This window comes from Microbulbifer mangrovi, assembly GCF_002009015.1.
GTDB lineage: Bacteria > Pseudomonadota > Gammaproteobacteria > Pseudomonadales > Cellvibrionaceae > Microbulbifer > Microbulbifer mangrovi.
On sequence record NZ_LZDE01000332.1, the window covers coordinates 1 to 23,631 of the forward strand.

General features: G+C 56.5%; 16 protein-coding genes. 7 read left to right on the top strand and 9 right to left on the bottom strand.

What is annotated here, in order from left to right; genetic code table 11:
- The 3 genes from B4U49_RS13850 to B4U49_RS13860 all read right to left on the bottom strand — a co-directional run.
- Nucleotides 1-200: hypothetical protein (locus B4U49_RS13850; protein WP_143735673.1), on the bottom strand; the 200-nt coding region annotated here is incomplete at its 3' end.
- Between the two features lie 675 nt (nt 201-875).
- Nucleotides 876-3,611 carry a di-heme oxidoredictase family protein gene (locus B4U49_RS13855; protein ID WP_158078626.1) on the bottom strand — a complete coding sequence of 912 codons (2,736 nt, stop codon included), beginning with the start codon at nt 3,609-3,611 and terminating at the stop codon, nt 876-878.
- 487 nt (nt 3,612-4,098) lie between these two features.
- Entirely contained in the window at nt 4,099-4,866 is a 768-nt protein-coding gene (locus B4U49_RS13860) for an SDR family NAD(P)-dependent oxidoreductase (protein WP_078085202.1), read from the bottom strand.
- 344 nt (nt 4,867-5,210) lie between these two features.
- On the opposite strand from B4U49_RS13860, the gene B4U49_RS13865 reads away from it, so the two are divergent.
- The 7 genes from B4U49_RS13865 to B4U49_RS13895 all read left to right on the top strand — a co-directional run bounded on the left by B4U49_RS13865 (nt 5,211) and on the right by B4U49_RS13895 (nt 13,223).
- On the top strand, nt 5,211-6,230 hold the full coding sequence (locus B4U49_RS13865; RefSeq protein ID WP_078085203.1) for a LacI family DNA-binding transcriptional regulator: 1,020 nt from the start codon (nt 5,211-5,213) through the stop codon (nt 6,228-6,230).
- Nucleotides 6,231-6,571: 341 nt separating this feature from the next.
- Nucleotides 6,572-7,435 carry an SMP-30/gluconolactonase/LRE family protein gene (locus B4U49_RS13870; RefSeq protein WP_204903049.1) on the top strand — a complete coding sequence of 288 codons (864 nt, stop codon included), beginning with the start codon at nt 6,572-6,574 and terminating at the stop codon, nt 7,433-7,435.
- A gap of 42 nt (nt 7,436-7,477) precedes the next feature.
- Nucleotides 7,478-8,671, top strand: a complete 1,194-nt coding sequence (locus B4U49_RS13875; protein WP_078085205.1) for a fumarylacetoacetate hydrolase family protein — start codon at nt 7,478-7,480, stop codon at nt 8,669-8,671.
- A gap of 68 nt (nt 8,672-8,739) precedes the next feature.
- Nucleotides 8,740-10,176, top strand: a complete 1,437-nt coding sequence (locus tag B4U49_RS13880; RefSeq protein ID WP_078085206.1) for an aldehyde dehydrogenase family protein — start codon at nt 8,740-8,742, stop codon at nt 10,174-10,176.
- A gap of 53 nt (nt 10,177-10,229) precedes the next feature.
- Complete coding sequence (locus B4U49_RS13885; RefSeq protein ID WP_078085207.1) at nt 10,230-10,409, top strand: hypothetical protein; 180 nt, start codon at nt 10,230-10,232, stop codon at nt 10,407-10,409.
- A 312-nt stretch (nt 10,410-10,721) separates the two neighbouring features.
- Nucleotides 10,722-12,566 carry an IlvD/Edd family dehydratase gene (locus B4U49_RS13890; protein ID WP_078085208.1) on the top strand — a complete coding sequence of 615 codons (1,845 nt, stop codon included), beginning with the start codon at nt 10,722-10,724 and terminating at the stop codon, nt 12,564-12,566.
- 99 nt (nt 12,567-12,665) lie between these two features.
- Nucleotides 12,666-13,223, top strand: a complete 558-nt coding sequence (locus B4U49_RS13895) for an NADPH-dependent FMN reductase (RefSeq protein ID WP_078085209.1) — start codon at nt 12,666-12,668, stop codon at nt 13,221-13,223.
- Nucleotides 13,224-13,232: 9 nt separating this feature from the next.
- Here B4U49_RS13895 and B4U49_RS13900 read toward each other — a convergent pair whose 3' ends face one another.
- From B4U49_RS13900 to B4U49_RS13925, 6 genes are all read right to left on the bottom strand, one after another.
- Nucleotides 13,233-13,439 carry a DUF2061 domain-containing protein gene (locus B4U49_RS13900; RefSeq protein WP_078085210.1) on the bottom strand — a complete coding sequence of 69 codons (207 nt, stop codon included), beginning with the start codon at nt 13,437-13,439 and terminating at the stop codon, nt 13,233-13,235.
- A gap of 160 nt (nt 13,440-13,599) precedes the next feature.
- Entirely contained in the window at nt 13,600-14,058 is a 459-nt protein-coding gene (locus B4U49_RS13905; RefSeq protein WP_239692637.1) for a LabA-like NYN domain-containing protein, read from the bottom strand.
- A gap of 230 nt (nt 14,059-14,288) precedes the next feature.
- A complete protein-coding gene (pelA, locus tag B4U49_RS13910) occupies nt 14,289-15,569 on the bottom strand; it encodes a pectate lyase (RefSeq protein ID WP_239692638.1) in 1,281 nt (426 codons plus the stop codon).
- 166 nt (nt 15,570-15,735) lie between these two features.
- Nucleotides 15,736-18,732: a TonB-dependent receptor gene (locus tag B4U49_RS13915; protein ID WP_078085212.1), complete on the bottom strand. Its 2,997-nt coding sequence runs from the start codon at nt 18,730-18,732 to the stop codon at nt 15,736-15,738.
- Between the two features lie 122 nt (nt 18,733-18,854).
- Complete coding sequence (locus tag B4U49_RS13920; RefSeq protein WP_078085213.1) at nt 18,855-21,404, bottom strand: fibronectin type III domain-containing protein; 2,550 nt, start codon at nt 21,402-21,404, stop codon at nt 18,855-18,857.
- 379 nt (nt 21,405-21,783) lie between these two features.
- Nucleotides 21,784-23,577, bottom strand: a complete 1,794-nt coding sequence (locus tag B4U49_RS13925; protein WP_078085214.1) for a pectate lyase family protein — start codon at nt 23,575-23,577, stop codon at nt 21,784-21,786.
- Nucleotides 23,578-23,631 lie beyond the last annotated feature (54 nt).

The following is a 23,631-nucleotide window of genomic DNA, read 5'->3' on the forward strand; positions in this document are numbered from 1 at the left end:
ATATCTTCTGCGGAAATCGCGTCGACCACACCATTGGCATCACGCTTAATGTCCGCTGCCTGTTGCAGTGAACCGCGGATACCGGTTACCACAACTTCCTCCAACGCTTCGGTATTGTCCTGGGCAAGTGCGGCACCAGAGTTCACCATCGCTATCGTGATCACCAGGGGCTTGAGGCCCAAAGTAGTCTTTCGCATCATTATTATGCCTCCCGAATAGGCTTTATTGTTTAAGAGTACCACCCTTCATGAGGGGAGTTATTTGCGCCAAAATGGAAACGTTTACACTTTTGTGAGCTGCATATCCCCGGAAGCTGTACAGCGGAAAGAAACTTCCACTAACGGGGCAAGGGCAACCCAGTCAGGAACCAGAATCGGTATAAGAATTTATTCGCAAGAAATGCATAGAAGGGTTGTGCATAGTCTTCTCCCGCCTGGCAATTGGCCATCGCTTTATTGTTTTTTTCGCGCCCGTTTTCGAGCGTCAAAATCAGACTAACCATTAATGTAAACGTTTACAACGGCATTTTCAGCGCTCTCGGCGCGCCCTCACTTTTGGTCAAATTGACTATATTATTTTGTTGCTCGACTTCCCGAATAAGTAAATGGCCGCATAATTTTTTTGTGGTTTGTACGACGAATCTTCTGTCGTATTTACCGAAAAAATTTTTCTGAAATATTTTTTTATTGAATTGTTCAGTGTGATTTAGTTGCCAAATCCGAAGTGAAGGGGTTCCGCTGTTGAGCTATCCCAGCATTCAGGTAAGCCCACCCAAAACAAAAGCGCCCCGAGACAAAATCCCGGGGCGCCGCTGTTTGAAAAGGCATTCAGGGGTACATCTACTGCATCTGCAGAATGCACCTCTGGGAATCAGATTACAGTGTCTCGATAAACGCTTTCACCGCAGACTGCTGGGTACCGCTCAGACTGTTATAGGCATCCCGTACTTCGGAGGCATCGCCACCGTGACGCTGGATAGCGCTCTCCAGGCTGGCGGAGGCACCATCGTGCATATAGAGCAGGTCACGCCCGTTCTTTTCCAGCATACGGATGTTGTGGCCCAGCCCCCACAGCGCGGGCGTACGGAAATCACCATCGCCCAGATCCCAAAGTTTCATGTCTGTGTAGGGCCGCAGGGTGAGATTGCGCAGGTGCGTCGGAGCGTCACTGCGGGTTTTCTGCACCGGCGTATGACAGCCGGCGCAGCCGATCTCATTGAACAGCACATCACCTTCGGCCACGCCGGGCAAGTCGTAGCTTCCCGGATTGCGCGCCGGCACTGTCAGCACTTCGGTATAGGTTGTCAGTAGCTCGAGCACACGTCCGGGGAGTGCATCCGGGTCTACACCGTGATCCGCCACCAGCGCATTCCGCACCTGTTCAGCGACGGTATTGGCGGAACCATCCCAGCTGAAACCAGCCTCGCGCCCTTCGATCATCTCCAGGAGTTTCACACCATAGGTGGGCGGCGGCAGGCGAGGACCTTTTGCGGTCTGAATAATTTCAGATCCCCGGCCATCACGGAAATGGCAGCCACCGCAGGTGCGGTTTCCAATTTTTACCTCGTCGAAATCCGTGGAGCCCTGCTTGTTCGGATCGATTCCATGGAACAAGTGATGACCCAGCAGGAAATCATCCACCATGTCTTCCGAGTGCAACGTGGTGACGGGCTGGGTGAAGATGGCGTTGTACTCGAGATCCGAGTATGTGCCGCTATCCGACAGGATCATGCTGGTAGTGGCCTTGCCCGCAGGGTTCAAGCGCGGGTCGCCATAGTTACCCCAACCGAGCCCTACGGTGTAATAAGAGAAATCATTGTATGTCTGCGCACCGGTATTTCCGGCCACCGCGGAGATTTCAAACTGGATCACCTGCCCGTAGGAATAGACACCACCAAAACCCGGGTTCTGTGTCAGGGCGAAAAATTGCTGCCCGTTGGGTCCACCGGCGGTATTGCGCATGGACTCATTGCGGATCACGTTACCGTCCACATCGAATCCGACCTGTATATTGCCGGGCGAATCATCCACCCAGATGTTATAGCGATCCAGGTTACGCAGCAGGTCGTTATTGTGCTGTGCGTCGAGAATCGCTGCGGTAGTACCATCGTGGGAAACCGGATGACGGAAACGCATCCAGTTGGCCGAACCATCGGTAAACGACGGGTAATTATGCGCATCAACACGACTACCTGCAGTGGTAAACAGGCCGGTCCAGATCCAGCGATGCGCGGGATTGTCGTTCAGCGAGTGACTGGGATGCAGATAGCGGAAGAAATAGTTGTACTCCCCAGTGCAGGGAATGCTTGCACTTCCGCCGCTCACCGCCACTTGCTTGAACGTCATGTTACCGTCGTCGGAACAGTGCATTTCCAGGCCGGAGTCACCGCTGCCTTTGACGATTTGAGGTCCCCAGCGCCAGGTCAGCTGGCCGCCACTGATATCAAATGCGAAACCGTGAGAAGTGGGTGCAGCGCCATTGATGGGTGTGCGCAGTGCCGCAGGTGCATTGACGCGGGGTGGGGGCCCTACCTTGTGGCTGGTCAGTGAATTACTGGTCCAGTCCAGGTAGGCAAAATCCGGATTCCCCGGGTTTTCGCCTTCCCCTGGATTACCCGCGCCAGTACCGTCCCACTCAAAGGTGTACTTGGGAAAATCGTCCGCTGACATGCCCGGGACTTTCAGTTGCGCGGTGTAACTCTGTCCCGCGGCCAGGTTGGTGTGCTCATGCTCCCAGCGGCCATTCACGAGACTGGCGGTATAGCACTCGGATTCCAGGTCTTTACAGTTATAGAAGGTTCCTGTTGTTGGCCAACCTGATTGCGCCTTGAAAGAGTAGATGGCGGAATTCGATCCGGTGGATACCACCGCAAAATCGTCTCCCTCCAGCGCTTGCCCTGCGGCAGCCACGTCGACAAATGTGCTCGCCTGACCGGTGTCATTATCATCGTCCGTGGCTACAACGCGCAGGCCGTAGCTCCCTTCCTGTAGATCATCCAGGGTCCACGTATAAGGAATATTACTGACCATACCGGCGGAAACCTCACTGCCTGCGCCAGGTGCAGAATAAAACAGCTCGAGGAAACTGACGTTGCCATCGTCGTCCGTCGCTGTAGCCGAAATGGTCACGCTGTCACCCGCCACCAGATCGTTCTGGACGCTCGCCAGCGAGACATTGGGCGGCAGGTTGCCACCGGATCCCGAGCTGGAACTGCTCCCGGAACTGGAACCACTGCCAGATGAACTGCTGGAAGATCCACCGGAACTCGAGGAGGAACTGGATGAGCTAGACGAGCTGGAGGACGACGCGGAAAAAAGCACCGTCTGCATCGGCGAGATGTACTGGCCGGTAGTATTGTCCTGCACCTTCAGCTGGATTTCGTACTGGTTGCCGTCGACAAGACCGCTGACCGGGCGCTGCCACTGGCCATTCTCCAGGGACCCCGGGACACAGTTGCTGCCTAGACACACGTAATTCCAGCTGCCGGTCCAGCCCTGGTCGTCAAAGTAGATGATGCCGTCACTGCTCCCGGTCGCCTGAATACCAGAAGCTGCACTGGCCAATAGCGGAAATCCGCACAGCAGCATCGTCGCAGCCATGCCTTTTGCCATTGCCTTTCCAGCGCTGCAAAGGGATTGTGTCTTTACCGTGCATGCAGATACAAACGCAGCCGGGCCTCGCGCCCGGGCGAAGATTTTTTTCATGTTTCTCTCACCTGCCGTAACAATTATTTTTTTACTGCTTTTATGTTTGACTAGCCGGCAAGCACCAAAAAAAACGGCACCCGGGCTAGCCCGGATACCGCAATCGACGAAACACCATCCTGAGAGTAATTCTGACTCGTTCAACCTCGGTAAATTACCGGAAGTTTCGGACATCTGGCGCAGTCTGTTCGCGGGTTACCGGTGACAATTACGCTACGCCCAGATGTAAACGTTTACAACAATGTGACAGAAAAAACATCAAATTAAAACAATCGCAACAACTTCCATAAAAAGGTTTCTCCAGCTGCTTGAAATAAACCGTATTCACATAATTTTTTTGCTGCGAAAAAAAACGTCCAATAACGCGAAAAATACAAATCCGAGATTCAGGGCTTCAGTAGGGCCAGTTGGCCTTTGAAAAAACACCGCCGTCCACCCACAGGGTCTGACCTGTGACAAAAGACGCACGGGCGTCAGCGAAATAGGCAACCGCATTGGCGATATCGGAGGGCAAGCCCACCCGCCCCATAGGGGCAATGCGTCCCCAGACTTTTTCGTAGTCCGGTGCCTCGTCCCGTGTTCTATCAATCAGGACCCCTCCTGGCGCCACACAGTTCACGCGGATACCAAACTCTCCCAATTCAACCGCCGCCGATTTGGTCAGCATCTCGACACCCCCCTTGGATGCGGCATAGTCAACCAGGTTGGGAAACGCCAGCTTGTTGCAGCCACTTCCGATATTTACGATACAACCTCTTACCTCGTGGGAGACCATCAGCCGTGCACCCAGTTGAATATTCAGAAAAGTGCCTTTCAGATTTGTGCGAATGACTTTGTCCCAATCACTTTCCTGCAGCTCCAGCAACGGCGCCCAGGTCTGAACCCCGGCATTGTTTACAATTAGATTCGGTGCGGTTCCAAACCGCTGTTGGACGCCCAAGTAAAATTCCTGAACCGCGGCTTTATCGCCGACATCGCAGGGAAAGAAAAAGCACTCCCGCCCCAGTTCTCTACACTCTGCTACCAGCGTCTTTGCCTGTGTATCTTCGCGCAGGTTATTCACCGCGAGATCCCAGCCCTCAGCCGCCAGCTGTAAAGCGATTTCGCGGCCAATCCCCGCGGTTCCCCCGGTGACCACAGCCAACTTCTTGTCACTTTTCATTATTCTGTTTTCCACGTTCACCCGTGTCACCGCTGCGCGGCGATCGGTGCGTCTCCCTGTCACTGCAGGTCGATGTGTTGATTAACCGCGGGCTTCTGGCCCGTCGCACGGGCACAAATGTAAACGTTTACATTTTATCATGCAAGAGATCCCGGAAATGAATAGTGACGTCAGGAGCGCGCGGCACCATCATTCTGCGAAACCGCAACAGATACCAATTTGGCGATGCAAACGTTAACATCCGTGCATTGCCGCGGCGGGGAAGCGTAATTATTCCGCCCTGTTCAGCCCCAAATTCAGGTTAAAGCGGCCAGCTACAGATAAAACCAACAACAGGTATTCCGGTGTCCATCAAAAAAGTCGCCCAGCTCGCCGGTGTTTCCACCGCCACGGTTTCCCGCTACCTCAACAACCCAGAGCAGGTAAAAGAGCGCACCCGCCTCAAGGTGCAGTCGGCCATTGATGAAACCGGTTATGCCCCGAATACCCTGGCCCGCAACTTCCGCCGCGGCCGCACTAGCCTGATCGTGGTGGTGCTACCCACCGTTGGCGACCCCTTCCTGGAAAATGTCATGCGCGGGATCTGGCGGGTAGCGGATGAGCAGGGCTACAGCATTCTGATCCGCGACACCCAGTCGAACTCACACGAATTCGACGAATATACGGACATGGTCTTCTCCAAACAGGCGGACGGGATTCTGCTGCTCGCCAGTATTTCCCCGTTTGAGGAACCCACGGGTAAACCCAGGGCCAGCAATAAAGTGCATCCGCCCATTGTCCTGGGGCTGGAAAGTGTAACCGCTGAACTCAACCAGTTTCCCAGTGTGCGGGTGGATAACGTCGCCGCAGCTGCCGATGGGACCCATTACCTGATTCAACTGGGTCACCAGCGTATCGGCTTTATTGCCGGCAAACGCAACTCGCTGCTGACGCACGACAGGGAGAAGGGGTACCGCAAGGCCATGCGCAAGGCCAAGCTGCCCGTGGCAAGTGGCTGGGTGGTCGAAGGTGAGCAGACGCTCGAAGGCGCGCGCCGCGCAACCCGCCGACTTCTGTCGCACAAGGAGCGCCCCACCGCCATCTTCTGTGCCAACGACGAAATGGCCCTCGGTGCAATACACGAAATCAAAAATGCCGGTCTGAAAGTTCCCGAAGATATTTCGGTAATCGGATTCGACGATATCCGCTACGCCGAAATCATGGATCCCCCACTGACCACCATTGCCCAGCCGGCGGAAGAAATTGGCGAGCGCACCATGCGGCGCCTGTGCCAGGCCATCGAAGGAAGCGATGGGGACAGTGAAGCGGAAATCGTCCCGCACAAGTTGATCGTCAGGAAGTCTACTGCCAACGCGCCACGCTGACGGCAGCTTCGGCGGCGCTGTTTCCACAGCGTCGCCAATCACTCCCGTATCCCAATCCACGCATTTTCCCAGCTATGCAGTTCGACCACACAAAATCCCGGCTTTAGCCCGTTGCAAAATGTAAACGTTTACATTAGGCTGAAACCGTAATCGTTCAAGTGCGACCCCCAGAAAATAAAAATGCCCCGAAGGGCCCAGCGAGCATGAGTGAAACCAAGACTGATCAAACCCCGCCACGTGACGCGGGTGATGACAATCAAATAAAAGCCGAGCGTAAAGTTATCCAACATCCTGCGCGAAACAATACGCACGGAAACAGTTCTGCGGACAGGGTGCATTGCGTGTGGGACGCCAAGGCCACACTCGGCGAAGGCCCCTGCTGGGTCGCGCGCGAGCAGGCCATTTACTGGGTGGACATCAAAGAATTCCTTTTACACCGCCTGTGTACCGTCACCGACCAGCGTCGCAGCTGGCACATTCCGGAGCAGGTCACCGCACTGGCGCCGCGCAGAAACGGCGGTTTCATTGCCACCCTGCGTCAGGGATTCGCGCTGCTGGAAATTCCCCAGTTGGAAGAAACCGTCCATATCAAACTGCTCGGCGTCCCGGAAAAAGATCGTCCGGGTAATCGCTTCAATGATGGCAAGGTCGACAGCAAGGGGCGCTTCTGGGCCGGCAGTATGGATGATGCGGAGAGTAAAGCCAGCGGAGCACTATACCGGCTCGATGGTGACTGCAAATGGCAGAAAATGGATGACCAATACATCATCACCAATGGCCCCACTTTCAGCCCGGATGGCCGCACCCTGTATCACACCGACACTCTTGCCAGAACCATCTACGCATTCGACCTGGCCGACGATGGCCGTATCGGCAACAAGCGCCTGTTTTTCAAATTTGATGACGGCAGCGGTTTCCCCGATGGCATGACCGTCGATCAGGAAGGGTGCCTGTGGGTATGCCACTTTTTTGGCTGGGGCATCACGCGCGTATCGCCGAAGGGCAATATTGTCGGGCGCATTGAATTGCCCGTTTCCAACGTCACCAGCTGCACTTTCGCCGGTGACAAAATGGAAACCCTGTACATCACCACCGCGCGCAAGGGTCTCAATGCAGAGCAACTGAAAAAGCAGCCACTTGCCGGCGGCCTGTTCCGCTTCGAGCCAAAAGTCCGCGGACTGAAACCCGGAATCTTTGCTGGTTGAGTATCAGCGAAATTATTCCCCTTACGAAAAGTACAAATTGTCATGAACAAAATATTTTGCAGCGAAGACTTTTTGCCCGCAGACGGAACCACCGGCACCCTGATTGGTCGCGCCTGGATTCCCGCTGCCCGCAGCCAGAACAAGATTGCGGGCCCCAGTCCGGTGCTGGTAGCAGAGGACGGAGTATTCGACCTGAGCAGCATCGCTCCCACGATTGCCGAGCTTATCAATTGCGGCTTTCACCGCTCCCAACTGGATCCGGGCAACGTTCGCTATTTATGCAGTACGGAAGACCTGCTGCATAACAGTCACACCGACAGCCGCGACAGCGAATTGCCTTACCTGTTGGCACCTGTCGACCTGCAGGCGATCAAAGCCTGCGGTGTAACCTTCATGTGCAGCATGCTCGAGCGCATTATCGAGGAGCGTGCCGGCGGCGACAGTGCCCGCGCCGCCGATATTCGCTCCCAGCTTTCCTCAAAAATCGAAGGGGATATTGCGGATATCAAGCCCGGCTCCAGAGACGCGGAAGCACTGAAAGAAGTACTGCAGAAAGAAGGGCTCTGGTCCCAGTACCTGGAAGTTGGCATTGGTCCCTACGCCGAGGTCTTCACCAAATCCCAGGTGCTTTCCGCGGTAGGCAGTGGTCAGCAGGTGGGCGTACTTCCCTTTTCTGAGTGGAACAACCCGGAGCCGGAAATCGTTCTACTGGTTAACAACCGGGCAGAAGTGGTCGGCGCCACGCTTGGTAACGATGTGAACCTGCGGGATATCGAAGGCCGCAGCGCCCTGCTGCTCGGCAAAGCCAAAGACAACAACGCGTCCTGTGCCATCGGTCCACTGGTGCGACTGTTCGATCAGACATTTTCTATCGACGATGTCCGCAAGGCGGAAGTCTCCCTCAACATCCGCGGTGACGATGGGTTCGAGCTGAATGAAGTCAGCCCTATGAGCGCGATCAGTCGCGACGTACTCGATCTGGTGGAGCAGACATTCAACCAGAACCACCAGTACCCCGACGGCATCGCGCTGTTCACCGGCACCCTGTTTGCCCCCACCCAGGATCGCGACCACGAAGGTCAGGGCTTTACCCACAAGTTGGGCGATGTCGTGACGATAGCCACCCCCAAGCTGGGTGCGCTGACGAATACCGTGACGCACACCGATAAAGCACCGCAATGGGAATTTGGGATCTCCGCGCTGATGAGAAACCTGAGCCAGCGCGGGTTGCTGTGACAATCCCGATAAGTGGGACACGTGAGCAAAGCCGTCGCGCATCGAAAAATTCTTTTTAGGAGTAAGTCATGACCATCAAACGAAATTACATCGCCGGAGAGTGGGTGGAAGGTAGCGGCACCACGCGCAATATCAATCCGGCTGATACCAGCGACATCGTCGGCGAGTACGCGACCGCGGACGCGGAACAGGCCCGCGCCGCTATTGCCGCCGCATATGCCGCATTTCCAGCCTGGTCCCAGGCCGGGATCCAGCAGCGCAGTGAACTGCTGGACCGTATCGGCCAGAAAATCCTAGACCGCAAACAGGAGCTGGGAGAGCTACTCGCCCGGGAAGAGGGGAAATCCCTGTCCGAGGCCATCGGCGAAGTGGGCCGCGCAGGCCAGATCTTCAAGTATTTTTCCGGCGAAGTTCTGCAGTTGCGCGGCGACATCCAGCCTTCGGTACGTCCGGGTCTCGAGGCGAGTGTCACCCGTGAGGCTCTGGGCGTCATCGGTATGATCACTCCGTGGAATTTCCCCATCGCGATTCCCGCCTGGAAAATTGCACCGGCTCTGGCCTACGGCAACTGCGTGGTGTTCAAGCCCGCGGAACTGGTGCCCGGTTCCGCCCACGCACTGACTGAGATCATCGTCGAAGCCGGTATACCCGCGGGTGTCTTCAACCTGGTAATGGGCCCGGGCCGGGTAGTGGGCGACACCATCGTCAACGACAAGTGTGTGGATGGCATCAGCTTCACTGGCTCGGTGAACACCGGCCGTAACATCGCCGCGGCAGCGGTCGGCCGTATGGCCAAGGTGCAACTGGAGATGGGCGGCAAAAACCCGCTGGTGGTACTCGACGATGCCGACCTGGATACTGCGGTGGAATGCGCAGTCAACGGCGCTTACTTCTCTACCGGCCAGCGCTGTACCGCTTCCAGCCGACTGATCGTCACCGAAGGTATTTACGACCGTTTTGTGGAAGCCGTACTGGAGCGCTTGAAGACACTCAAGATTGGCAACCCGCTCAACCCGGAAACACATATCGGTCCGGTGGTGGACGAACGTCAACTGCAGCAAAACCTGAAGTATGTGGAAATAGCGAAGGAAGAAGGCGGCAACCTGGTATTCGGTGGTGAGCAGCTGCAGCTTGAAACCGATGGATTCTTCCAACAGCCCGCGCTGATTATCGATACAACGCCCGAGATGCGGATCAACCGGGAAGAAGTGTTTGGACCGGTCGCCAGCGTCATCAAGGCGCGGGATTACGAACACGCGCTGGAGCTGGCCAACGATACAGAATTTGGGCTCTCTGCCGGCATCGTTACCCAGTCACTCAAGCACGCCACCCATTTCAAGCGCCACGCGCAGGCGGGTATGGTGATGGTGAATGTACCTACCGCCGGCGTGGACTATCACGTTCCGTTTGGCGGTCGCAAAGGATCCAGCTACGGTTCGCGCGAACAGGGCAGCTACGCCCGCGAGTTTTACACTACAGTTAAAACAGCATACACATCGGCCTGAATATTTCAGGCCACGCAGGGAATCGCGCGTATAACGCAGTAGAGGTCACCAAGATGAATACGCAGCTACCGGTTAAATCCCCGACACCCGCCAAAACCTCCGTGCTCGCGGCGCAACATGAGCCCGAGGCGAGCAAAGCGGAATCGAGCACCAATACCGGTCGAAGTCGCGCAAATCTGGGGCTACGATACCCGAAAGAGCTGGAACGCTGTTTTGTGCTGGGTAATAACTGAGACCACACATCCGCGTCCCTTCTGCCCGGCGACAGTACAGGCTTAGATTTTCGACTCTCTCTCCCGATCATTTTGATCGGTTTAGTTGGACTTGAACCCCGCTACGGCGGGGATTTTTTTCGATGCTGATCCGTCACAGAATAGTTAATTCTGGTTTAAACCAGTTTCACATAACCCCGTCCGCTTCATAACTGGAATGCATAACTGCACCCGCTGCCTGGCGCGGGCGGCACACAGATACTGTCGCCAGCACAGATATGAATCTGTAAAGCGGTGCGATACAAGATAACGATAACCAACGCGGCCCTGACCATGACTGACTCTAAAAACAGACCGTCCAGAAAACCCTCATCGCCACTGCGCAGCGCCCGCTGGTTCGACGACAAGGCCCATGCGGATCACACCGCCCTTTATCTCGAGCGCTACTTCAACTTTGGTCTCACCCGTGAGGAGTTGCAGTCCGGCAAGCCGATCATCGGCATCGCCCAGACCGGCAGCGATCTCACCCCCTGTAATCGCCATCACAAGGATCTTGCACAGCGGGTCAAAGACGGTATCCGCGACGCTGGCGGTATTCCCATGGAGTTCCCGGTTCACCCGATTTTCGAGCAGGGCCGGCGTCCTACCGCCGCGCTGGACCGCAATCTCGCGACCATGGGCCTGATCGAGATCCTGCACGGCTACCCGGTGGATGCGGTGGTACTGACCACCGGCTGCGACAAGACCACACCCGCGACCCTGATGGCCGCGCTGCAACTGGATATTCCCGCCATCGTCTATTCCGGCGGCCCCATGCTAAACGGCTGGCGGCCGGTCAGTTGTGAGGGCGATACCGACAAATCCGAGCGCGAGGAGCGCGTGGGCTCGGGTACCGCCATCTGGCAGAACCGGGAACGCATGGCCAGGGGCGAACTGGATTACGCCGGCTTTATGGATGCTTCGGCGGAATCTGTGCCCAGCGTCGGCCACTGCAATACTATGGGAACCGCGCTGTCGATGAACGCACTGGCGGAAGTACTCGGCATGTCGCTACCCGGGTGTGCCGCAATTCCCGCCCCCTACAAGGAACGGGCGCAGATGGGTTACCACACCGGTCGGCGTATCGTGGAAATGGCATTCGAGAACCTGAAACCGTCAGACATCCTTACCCGGCAGTCTTTCCTCAATGCGGTGGTTGCCTGTAGTGCGCTCGGTGGCTCGACCAACGCGGTAGTGCACCTGCTGGCCCTGGCCCGGGGCCTGAAAGGCGTGGAGCTGACCATGGATGACTGGCAGCAGTACGGTGAAGACATCCCCCTGCTGGTGAACTGTATGCCGGCAGGCAAGTATCTGGGCGAGGAGTTCTACCGCGCTGGCGGAGTGCCTGCGCTGGTGAAACAGCTGATCGAAAACGACCTGATAGACGGCAGCCAGAAAACGGTCACCGGGCACAGCCTCGAGCACAATTGCGCGAATTTTTCGGTACGCAATCGCGACGTGATTTTCCCCACCGAAACCCCGCTGATGGAAAAGGCCGGTTTCGCGATCATGCGCAGCAATTTTTTCGACTCGGCACTGATGAAAAAATCCGTCATCAACGACGACTTCCGCAACAAGTACCTGCAGGATCCGCAGCGCCCCAACTGCTTTACCGCCCGCGCCATCGTGTTCGAGGGACCGGAAGACTACCGCGCACGCATCGACGACCCGGCTCTCGATATCGACGAACACTGCATTCTGGTGGTGCGCAATGTGGGCCCGGTGGGTTACCCAGGTTCTGCGGAGGTAGTGAACATGCTGCCCCCCAAGCGACTGGTCAAGGCCGGTATCAGTTGCCTGCCCACCCTGGGAGATGGTCGCCAGAGCGGCACTTCCGGCAGCCCCTCCATTCTGCATATCTCCCCGGAGGCTGCCGCCGGCGGCGGTATCGCCCTGCTCGCGACCGGTGACATGATCGAGGTAGATCTGGAAGCGCACCGGGTGGATGTGAAACTTAGCGTCGAGGAGCTCGCGGCTCGACGCGCTCAATTAAAACAACCGACGTTGCACAACCAGACTCCATGGCAGGAGATCTATCGCAACACGGTCAGCCAGCTGGAAAGCGGCGCGGTCATGGAAACCAAAGAGGAGTACGTGCGGATTCTGGACGAGCATCCGGTGGGCCGACATTCCCACTGATGTGCACGGTTTAGCACTATTTGAACGAACCGGAAACCGTACTCGGCAAACGGCTGCTATCTTTTGGGCTCATCCATTCAACGTCCGGGGAAAGCAGCCATGGCATCCAGCCCGTTAAAGATTCTCGCCATTTCCGGCAGCCTGCGCAAAAGCTCGTTCAACAGCGCCGCGCTGGAAACCGCGGCGGAGATTGCCGGCGACAGCGCTGAATTCACTTTCGTCGACCTGTCCGCCATCCCGCTTTACGACCAGGACCTGCGTGACAAGGGCGTACCCGAAGCGGTGGAAACCCTGCAGCAGCAGGTGCTGGACGCCGATGCCATTCTGTTCTCTACCCCGGAGTACAACTACTCGCTTTCCGGAGTGCTGAAAAATGCCATCGACTGGCTATCGCGTGTAGACCCGCAACCTTTTGCGGACAAGCCCGTTGCGGTGATGAGTGCGAGTATGAGTGCATTCGGCGGTGCGCGGGCGCAGTATGACCTGCGCCGGATCCTGATTTACCTGGATGCCCACTTTGTGAATAAGCCGGAAGTGATGATCAGCTTTGCGCACAAGAAGTTTGATGACAGCGGCAAGCTGACGGATGAGGACACCAGAAAATTTATCGGGGATCTGGTGACAGCGCTGGATAAGTGGGCAAAGCGGTTGGCATGAGCGACAGCTTTACGCGGTCACCGCCGTGCGATCAATAGCATCGCTGGTGCGCGCCCGGCGGTTCCACCACCGCTCGTGGAAATAGAAAGCCACCGTATTGCACGCCGGCTCCACCAGTGCCAGAGCGCTACCGACCCAGAAGTCACCAGTCATCACAAACCCGACGGTGAAAGCCACGGCCATGTGCACAAATGCGAAGCTACAGGTCTTTTTCATGGTGTTAGCATCCTCTCAGTGTGGCGGTCATTGCGCTGGCAACTTTCCGCGCAGCCGTATTCAATACACACATTATTGAGAATAATTCTTATTTATAAAACACCATTGATTCTCTCGCCCTGATAGATGCGACTAATAAGTCAAAAAAGGAGAGCGTCAATCACTCGAGCAACAACTTCCCCTCAATGGGAATAAACTGATCGGCAGCATCCATCAGCGATTTCGCGGTGAGGGCCTCGACCCCGTAGACCTCAACCCGCTTTCCTTTGGCGGTACGCAGCTTGTCCACCAGAATCGAGAAGTCTCCATCCCCCGAAACCAGAATCACGACATCAGCATCCGCAGACTCTTCCAGCGCATCGATGGTGATACCCACATCCCAATCCCCTTTGGCTGATCCATCCGCGCGCTGGATAAACGGCTTCAGTTTCACCTCGAAGCCGATTGCACGCAGTATCTTCTGGAAGGCCTGCTGTTTCTGGTCCCCGCGATCCACGGCATAGGCGATCGCTTTAACCACATCCCTGCCAGCTGTAGCCTGGGCCCAGAATACGTTGTAATCAAAGTTCCGGCTGAACGCCTGCCTGGTGGTGTAGTAGACATTCTGGACGTCAGCCAATATGAGGATTTTTTTAATGGCACACCATCCAAGTTTGAGTTAATCATTTCCCGGCCAGTACGACCGACTTATTCAGTATTGTTCGCTATCGAATATACCTCGCGCTTTATCGTTCGGCCAAACGTAAAACGCCAGGCATTGCCCGGCGTTTTCATCTTACGTTTCTAAACAATCTCGCGCACGGGACGGATTATCCTTACCCTCTAAGCACGAAAATAACTTCTCGATTTTTAATAGTAGCCAACACTGTCAGCGTAGCTGATCAGCTTGCTGCCGTAGTTGCCGCCCCACTCGTAGCCATAGCGGCGCTCCGCATCAATTGCCATGATGTCGTACTGCTTGATACCGGAACGATCGGCAAAGAAGCCGGTATCGTCACCCAGGTTGTAGAAGCGGTACCACATGGTACTACCCGGTTTACTCTGGATCGGGTTGTAGGTGTCGTCGTCACTGCTGCTTGCGCGCTTTACATAAGCGGTATCGGCAACCTGTACTGCGGGGCTGCGGTACCAGGCCAGTGCGGCGCGCACTGACGCTTCCACGTCCTCTGTCTGCGGCTGCGACATCAGGAAGGCAGTTACCAGCATGGACTCTTTGCCGCTTTTGGATTCCAGCTCGTAGCTGCGTGCACCGCGCGGCTCGTAGGTGACCGGGTCATGCTGGGCGCACCATACGGTTTTGGCATCTGCCTGTACTATCTGCGCCTGCAGAATAAATTCCACACCTTTACCGATGGCGGCCTGCATGCGGGTGCGCTGCTCATCGGTAAACAGGTCGCCATCCAGCGGTGCTTCCAGACGCGTGGCGTGATCCAGCAGGATCAGGACTCGCGCCATAGCGCCGTCATTGAAGGTCACATGATTGGAGTAAGTGGTGCCGGTACGCTTGGGATAAACCTGCGGCCAGCCACCGCTGTCGTATTGCATGGTGAGCAGGAACTCGAGCGCATCACGGGCAGCGTCGCGGTACTTGGAATCACCACTGCGCAGGTAGACGTCAGCCAGGAACATCAATTCGGTCACGGTGGCATCGTTGTCGATGGTGCCCAGTTCCACACCACCTTCCCCGGTCCAACCGGACCGGTCGCTGCTGCCATTCCACGGCGCATCGTAGGTGGATTCATCATTTTTGTAGAATCCGCCGTGTTCCATCTGCCAGGTGATCATATTGTCTGCGCGGGTCTGGTCTGCAGCCAGGCTGCTACCCAGCCAGGACTTGTAGTTATCCAGCTCACCGTAAATTGGGTTGCCGGTTTGCGGCAGGATGACCGCGTCCGAGCCACCGGAAGAGGAGGAAGAGCTGGAACCACCGGAGGAAGAGGAACTACTCGAGGAACTGGAGCTACCGCCGGAAGAACTGGACGAGCTACTGGACGAGCTACTGGAAGAGCTGGAACTCGAGGAGCTGGAAGAACTAGAGGAGCTGCCACCGTCTCCACCGCCGCCCCCACATGCGGTAAGTAGTGCAGAAAGTGTGACTGCGGCAAACGGCATCCATTTCATATTGAACATAACTATACCTGTAAGGCTGAAGGAACTGCGCCGCCCGGCAGTAAGCTCGGGCACCTGCTTTTATCGAACGCACCGCCAACCGCCTTGTGCGCTGTTACTTTTCTTTCCCCAGAGCCAAAAAAGCCCCGCAAGCGGGGCAAAAAATGGCAAAGGGTACAAGAGGGACTTAGAAATCCACGGTCAGGCCAAGCTGGTAAGCGGGGCCGTATGCTTCCACGTTGTACAGGATGCGACCGCCGGAATCGGCATTGCCGGAGAAGTACTGCTGGTCAACGTTATCGGACAGGTTCACCGCATCGAAGTAGGCGCGAACGCCGTCAGCTACACGGTAAGTGGCCTTGATATCGAAAGTCAGGGACTCGTCCTGGTACATGTCCGCCCACACGCGACAGTTCGCTGCGTAACCCAGCTCGGCGTCCGCAGAAATATCTGCCGCGGTACAACCGCCGATACGCTTCAGGATTTCGCTGGTGTAGTTGGCGATAAAGCGTACGGAGAAGTCATCGTTCTCCCAGCCCAGCGTCAGGTTAGCGGCGGTGTCTGCAGTCTCCGGCAGCTGAATGGAGCCGGCGCGCACGGAGTCGCCTACATTACCGTCACTGTTCTGCAGGGTCAGGTTGGACTGAACGAAAATGTTGTCCAGGTAGCGACCGATGTTGTGATCTTCCCACTGACCGTCGAAATAGTGGCTGAAGCTCAGCTCCATACCGTATACCTTGGCGGATTCACCGTTCAGGTAAGTATTGACGTTGGTCAGTTGGAGATCCGCCGGGATCTGGAACAGGTCTATCTGATCGATCGGCAGCGCAAACGGGGTGTCCGCAATATTCATGCGGATACCGTTGGCATCAACGATGAAGTCCTTGATGTCCTTATAGAACAGCGCGCCTTCGAGGAAAGTGCTCTCGCCGTAATAGCTCAGGGACAGGTCGAGGTTGGTCGCGCGCATCGGATCCAGCGACGGGTTACCGATACGTACGGTGTTGTCACCGGACATGGCGAAGTTATCGCGCTGGTAATCGAGGTCACCGCGGGCGGAACCGATATCGTTCGGGTCTTCGTTACACTGGCCGACAAACTCGGAGTCTGGATCGGTGTTACAGAACACTACGCGATCGGTGACTTCGAAGAAGGCACGGCTTTTACCAAAGTCCGGGCGGGAAAAGCTGGTCCAGATGGATGCACGGCCCAGCAGGTTATCGCTCAGTTCGTGACGGTAATGCAGTGCGGGCAGGAAGATGCCGTAGTCGTTACCGGTCTGCTCCAGCGGCAGGGCGATATCCAGCGAGGTCAGGCCCTGGCTGTCTTCGTTGCGGTCGTTGCGCAGCGCCATATAACCGGTAGAGGTGAAATCGGTATAGGCGTAACGCGCACCGGCGATCAGCGTCGCTTCCGGCAGCACCTGCATTTCAGCCATCAGGTAGGCCGCAGCAGTGTCTTCGGTGAGCTCGTAGTCGAGTCTGGTGGAATCCAGCTCTTTCTGTTCCGGGTCGTAATTGTCACCAATAGCGCGGGTGCCGTTGATCAGGCGCTCGGCATCCTCACGGGTAATTACCGCGTGGTCAAAGTTGTCGTTGACCGGAACATAAGTGGTGAAGTCTCCCAGGCGGGCACCCGCCAGGGTGATACAGTCCAGGTCCCCGGCACAACCGGCTACCGCACGGTCAAACGGCACGATGCTCGCGCGGTTTTTGTCGTTACTGCGGGTGCGCTGATTGACCTTCACACCAGTTTTCACGTAGTTCACCAGGCCCGCATCCCAGTCGTGACGCAGGTTGAAGGAGAACTGGTCAACGGCGTCTTTACGCAGGGAGTCTTCCAGGAACAGGTTGTCGTAGTTCAGGTTGGGCTGTTTTACCTTGCCGTACTGGTAACCGTTCGGGCCGGATACGGCGCCGGAGGCGATGGTGCCGTTCTCAACCAGCTCGTCGAGCTGCGGGCCGGAAATCAGCTGGCCATTCAGGAATTCATCACCGTAGCTGCCCAGAGCGTTCAGTTCACGCAGGCGGAACTGCACACGGCGGCCGTCCGGCTTGGCGTTTTCACTGCGCGAGGAAACTACTTCGTAGTCCATTTCCCAGCCGTCGCCAAAGCGGTTCTCACCGCCCAGTGCCACGGTGTCGGTGGTGACTTCAGATTCCTGGATAAAGAATTGCTGCTGCAGGTCGACACTGCTGCCACCAAATACCTGATTGTCTTTATCGATAAAGGCCAGGTCTTCGTCACCGTTATCCCAGTTAAAGCGATAGTATTCGCGCATGGCGATATCGTTGTCCGAGTAACTGGTGTGGTTCAACTTCAGGTGGTAGCGGCTGTCGTCGTTGGGTTGATACTCAACGTTCAGCAGGCCGGCCATACGCTCGCGCTCGGCGTTTTCCTCGTAGGTGGTGAATTCCCACGGAATAATCATCTGCTCGCCGCCCAGCTCCACATACTGGGGCAGCGTGGAGCTGTGGTGGCGAGTCTGGAAGCCGCGGGTTTTACGCTTTTCCCAGGAACCGGTGTAGGCAATACCGATGGTATCGTTCAGGAACAGGTTGGTGCCCTGCAGGGTGACCTTGGGAGAGTCTGCTTCGACCTGGTCCTGATAGTAGTTCTGCGCGCGGAACTTCAGGCTGGTTTTACCCCGGTCCAGCGCGGACAGGGTTTTCACGTTGATGGAACCACCGATCGCGTCCAGCTCCATATCCGGCGTTAAGGATTTGTTCACCTCGATGGACTGCAGTACGTCGGACGGCAGACTATCGAGGGAAAAGGCGCGGTCTTCCAGAGCCTCGTCGGTACCGCCACCGGCGTTTGCCATGGCACCGCCGTCCATACGTACACTCACCATGCCGGCGCCAAGGCCGCGCAGGTTGACGAATTTACCTTCACCTTCGCTCTTCTGCAGAGTGATACCCGGCATACGCTGCAGCAATTCGGCCACGTTCTGGTCAGAGAAGTTACCGGCATCGTCCTGGGTGACAATGGAGCTGAAGTTGTCTTTACCGCGCTCGGCTGCACGTGCGTTCAGGTCAGCATTGCGCACGCCTTCTACATAAACTTCTTCCACAGCAGCACTGGAAGACTCTTCCTGCTGCTCCTGCTCCGCTTCCTGGGCTACCAGCGAGGCGGAAGTAGCCATGGCGATGGCCATGGCGAGAATCTGTTTCTTATAAGTCATTTTGACTCTCCCATCGGTTTTAATAGGCCCCTTGTCCGTTGGGTCCACTTCGATGTTTTTTGAAGGCCGCCGGCCTGACACTTAGACCGGCGGCTCACCTTTAGCTGGGCGATTCACGCAGCTTACTGGTAGCTCACCTTGAAGTTGTCGATCACGACCGGCATGCCTTCGGTACCGCTGTCGCAGCGAACCTGCAGGAAGGAGTTGGCGGTACCCAGATCACTTTCGATGGTGACGATGCCCAGCGGCTGATCGCCGTCAGCCAGTTGGGAAGCGTACTTCTCTACCAGCTTGGAGCTGCCACCGTGCAGGGACTTGCTGGAGCTTGAGGTATTGTTGTCCACATATACCTGACACTTGCCGCTTTCCACCGAGGTGTTGGGGTTCTCTGTCACCTCGAATGTGATCACGTAGGGCTTGCTCAGATCCAGATCGCCGCGGCCGGTAGTATCGGTATCCGCAGTGTCCACATCCGGGGTGGCATCACCGATGGAGAAGCGCGCGTTGTGCAGGGCCAGGGTGCCAGCGGCAACGGTGATACGAGAGCTGCCACTGGTGACGTTGAACATTGGCTTGCTCGCGTCACCAGACTGACCGCGGTACTCAGCGGTGAAGAAGTTGGTGCTTTCAGTTTCCGAGTCTTCCACCAGACCAACGCCGTTGAAGTTTTCTTCAAACGCCGCAGAGGCATCAGCACCGGCGTAAACGTCCAGCTCACCGATACCTGCGGGCAGCTCACCAACCAGCTCTTCGGCGGTCAGGCCCGCGGCAGTAGCGTTGTCGGTCCAAACCAGCCAGTCGACATTTGCGTAGAACTCACTGCTGGAACCTTCACCAATGCGCATGCGGCTGCTGGAAGAACCACCGTCGCGACCGTTACCGGTAAAGCTGGCAACTTCCACACCGTCGCGGTAGATGGTCGCGGTGATGTAGTCGGTGGTAGTGGCCGGATCAACCACGGTAAAGGCCACCTGATAGGTGTGGTAACCATCGCTCATGTCCATATCCACTTCCGCGGTAGAGTCATCAGACAGGAACTTATCCAGCTGAATCTTGCTACCGTCCGGACGCAGGATGGTTTTGATACGCGCGGGACCGCGATCGACAATGCCGCCGTCACCGAGGTGAGTTTCGATTTCGAAACCACGCGCACCCTGGGATGCCGCAAAGGAAGTATCGATACGGGTTACGAAGGTGAAGTGCTTCGGATAAGTGGTGGCATCACCAACGATGACGTCGTTCAGGTCACCAACCGGCTTGGCGTCCGCGCCAATGGTATCCAGGGTCATGATGCCCAGATCGTCGCTGGTGAAGAACGGCAGTTCGTCTTCGCCAAATTCGAAGCTGGTCGCTTCACTACCGTTGATTACCACAGCGCCCAGCTCGCCCGGGTGCATACAACCATCGTATACATTCCACAGGATGCTGTTGGTCGCAGACGGATCGACAGAGGTGGTCGGGGAGCAGTTATCGCCAACCGGTGCTTCCGGAGTTGCCATGGCGGCCTCACTCCATTCGCCGGCACCGACATTGTTCACCGCGCGTACCCATACGTTGTAGGTACTGCCATTTTCCAGCTCAGTCAGCGTGGTGCTGGTCTCGGTCAGGCCTTCAACGGTGTCCGCCACGGTCACATCGTCGCCAGTGCTGTAGGCCACGTCGTAGCTGATGGCACCAATGGCGGAAGCCCAGCTGACGGCGATCTGCGCGTCGGTAGCAAACAGGCTCGGCGCTTCCGGCGCATCCGGCGCGGTAGCCGGCTGGAATACGGTACAAGCAGGCAGGTCGCCCTGGGTGTCGTCTTCCTGGCGCTCAACCAGCAGGTCGTCGAAGATTACCGAGCTGCCGCCTTCCACGCGGAACTGCAGGAAGGAGGTCGCGGTACCTACCTGAGATGGGCGCACGTCTTTTACTTCACCGCCCTGCTCAAAAGTAATATCACCCGGCACATTGATCTGTACGCGCTTGCCCGGGATCAGGTCTGCGGCCGGTACGTTGAAAATCCGCGAACCGGAACCACCGCCACCCCACACGGAGTTGGCTTCGCCGGAGGTGTTGTTATCCACATACACCTGCATGTTGCGGCTACCGGAAGCATCTTTCACACAGAACGAAATCCGGTATGGCTGGCTCAGGTCCAGTTCACCCCAGGTGGTTACGTCGTCGGAAGTGGTGGTGTCTTTTTTCGGATCCGCATCGTCGATATCCGGGCGGGTTTGGCCCACAGCAAAACGACCGGTATCCAGCAGCATGGCCGGGTTGCCGTTGTCGCTGACGATCCCCATCTGATCCAGGGAAACTTCAACGCCGTCTGCAGGGTTGTCATTCAGGAAGAAACAGCAGGTGGGATAGTAGAAAGACGGCCACGCGTCTTCCGCATTGTTGGCGTCGAGCGCCTTGTATTCCTGGCTGAAGAAGAATTGCGTATCCGCTTCGTCAAAGTTGACGAAAAGGTCGTCACCAAAATTTTCGGAAAGGATCGGGCCTTCGGCGCCACCGCCGGATGAGCCGCCACTGGAAGAGCTGCCACCGGAAGAACTGCTGGAAACCGGCGGTGGAGTGGTAACCACGTCCCCCTGGTTATTTTCATCAGCACCACCGCCGCCACACGCGGTCAGTGTCCCCATAATGCACAGTGCGAGTGCGGACTTTGCCCAAGGTAAAGGTTTCATGCTCACCCCTTCTCTCTCTTTGTCAGTCGTTATTTTTATGAGCCTGGTTACATCCCCCGGATGCCGCACTTATTTGGTGCGGTAACCACCCAGGCCCAGTTCTAATACTTATTGGTTTGGCAATCTAACCAGATTGGTTTGGCATATACAACCGTTAGTACCAATTGGTAATGAAGATATTTGTGACTTGGGTCAGACAGGCGGAATTTCGCTCTTTTCCGCACAATTAGTGGGCAAAAACACCGTTTTTTGTAGTTTAACTACATTGGTGGTGAGCTGTAGCGGGGTATCGGAAGCAGAAAAGCACCACACAAAGCGGTGCTTTTCTGAGCAAATGCGGTCAGGCCACAATTTGGTGCGCCTGACCAAAAGAGCGGATTCAGGGAGCAGTCTCAATCAACAGATCATCCACTACGACTGTGGCGCCGCTTTCAGTGCGCAGTGTGATAAATGAGTTGGCACTGGCGGTCAGGCCAGGCACGGTGTAGGTCTGGCCGGGCACCAGGTCACTGATCAGCACCTGATGGAACTTCGAGCTGCTGCCCCAGATCGAGTTGCCACTGGACGGAGTGTTGTTGTCCACGTAGATCTGGAAGTTGCGGCTGGTATCGTCACCGATGCTGACCACGGTAAACGTGATCTGCCAGGGCACGCTCAGGTCGAACACACCGGTATTGCTGTCGCCACTGGTGGTGCTTACTTCCGGCGTGGTGTTGCCGATCGAAACCCGACTGCCGGTGAGGCTGAGCGCGCCGCTCTGGATTTCCGCGGTGCCGGTGACACGGTAGTACATGGGCGTACCTTCTCCCGGGGCACCGGTAAGATCGCGGTAGCTGTTGCTGAAAAAGCCCGCGGTATCGGTGGCGAAGTTCTCCGCGTAGGGCAGCGCCACATCCTCGGCGATCGGCTCTTCCTCTACCGGCACGTCATCTTGCGGAGTAACCGGGTCGGGAATCTCCAAATCCGATTGGTCCAGCTTGCCCCTTCCCGCATTGGCAATAACGTAGTCTTTCAGTCCATCTGTAGCGTCCAGGGTGTAGGGGTAAGGTACGGTATAGGAGGATGTGGATTCCCCATCTTCGGCGGTGATATCGGTTCCGCCTCCGCTGGTCCAGGTCACGCCGCTACCGAAAACATTGCCGCTGAGATTCCAGTAACCAATCACGTCGGAATAAAACGACACAATCGGGTTCTGGGTATTTTCGAAAATATTGTTTTCGATCAGCATCTCGGCACCGGCGCGGGAGTTGATCGCGGTGGAGCGGATGTTGTTGTAGTAGTTGTTGTACACATGGCCCTTACCGTGACGGTACAGCGGCACACGGGATTCCAGGTTTTCGAATCGGTTGTGGTGGAAAGTGATCAGTCGGTCCGTATCCGGATTGGTGTCGTTCTCGGTGTGTCCGTGCAGGGAGGTTTTCCACGAGTCGTGCAGATAGTTATACGACAGGGTGATGTAGCGGGCACCGCTCTTCGAATCAATCAGGCCGTCGTAGTAGTTCTTGTCTACATTCAGCGAGCTGTAAAGTTCACAGTGATCGATCCAGATATGGCTGGTAGTGGAGCCATCGTCGTCCCCTTCGATACTGATCGCATCCTTTTCCTCACCGGGCCAGGCCTCATGGAACAGCAGGTTCTGCACGATGATGTTGTTCGCGCGGCGGATAGAGAGACCGATCCCATCAAACTCGCCGTTCTCCCCCACCCCGATCAATGAAACGTTATCCATATCCTTGATCTGGATACTGGTGCCGGTACCGGTATTGAAGTCGGTGATGGTGCCGTCGATATAGATGGTCACCGGCTGGCTCGCGCTCCTGGCTTCGTCCAGCTTGTCCTGCAGGTCGGCACCGTTGTTGACCGTATACACCAGGCCACCGGCGCCGCCGGTCAGGTTGTACTCGTAGCCTGCGAAACCACCGTCGATACTTTCGCTACCTGCACCGGAGGAGGAGCCGGAACTGCTGGAGGAACCGGAAGAGCTCGACGAGCTGCTGGATGAACTGCCGCCCGATGAGGAACTGGAAGAACTGCTCGACGAGCTACTTGAAGACGAGCTCGAAGATGAACTGGACGAACTGCTGCCGCTGTCACCACTGCCGCCACCACCGCCACAGGCGGTGAGACCGGCGGCAAGCACCAGGGCCAGCAAAGCGTGTAGTGAACTTTGCATATCAATTATTCCTGATTAAAAGATCTGAAGCGCCCCGCGATTTTTCGCGGGGCT

Bases quoted from the DNA above. Each gene is read 5' to 3' on its own strand.
- B4U49_RS13920 (WP_078085213.1), bottom strand. From the start codon at position 21,404: ATGAAACCTTTACCTTGGGCAAAGTCCGCACTCGCACTGTGCATTATG.
- B4U49_RS13895 (WP_078085209.1), top strand. From the start codon at position 12,666: ATGGCATCCAGCCCGTTAAAGATTCTCGCCATTTCCGGCAGCCTGCGC.
- B4U49_RS13885 (WP_078085207.1), top strand. From the start codon at position 10,230: ATGAATACGCAGCTACCGGTTAAATCCCCGACACCCGCCAAAACCTCC.
- B4U49_RS13875 (WP_078085205.1), top strand. From the start codon at position 7,478: ATGAACAAAATATTTTGCAGCGAAGACTTTTTGCCCGCAGACGGAACC.
- B4U49_RS13925 (WP_078085214.1), bottom strand. From the start codon at position 23,577: ATGCAAAGTTCACTACACGCTTTGCTGGCCCTGGTGCTTGCCGCCGGT.
- B4U49_RS13900 (WP_078085210.1), bottom strand. From the start codon at position 13,439: ATGAAAAAGACCTGTAGCTTCGCATTTGTGCACATGGCCGTGGCTTTC.
- B4U49_RS13860 (WP_078085202.1), bottom strand. From the start codon at position 4,866: ATGAAAAGTGACAAGAAGTTGGCTGTGGTCACCGGGGGAACCGCGGGG.
- B4U49_RS13880 (WP_078085206.1), top strand. From the start codon at position 8,740: ATGACCATCAAACGAAATTACATCGCCGGAGAGTGGGTGGAAGGTAGC.
- pelA (WP_239692638.1), bottom strand. From the start codon at position 15,569: ATGTTCAATATGAAATGGATGCCGTTTGCCGCAGTCACACTTTCTGCA.
- B4U49_RS13915 (WP_078085212.1), bottom strand. From the start codon at position 18,732: ATGACTTATAAGAAACAGATTCTCGCCATGGCCATCGCCATGGCTACT.
- B4U49_RS13855 (WP_158078626.1), bottom strand. From the start codon at position 3,611: ATGGCAAAAGGCATGGCTGCGACGATGCTGCTGTGCGGATTTCCGCTA.
- B4U49_RS13890 (WP_078085208.1), top strand. From the start codon at position 10,722: ATGACTGACTCTAAAAACAGACCGTCCAGAAAACCCTCATCGCCACTG.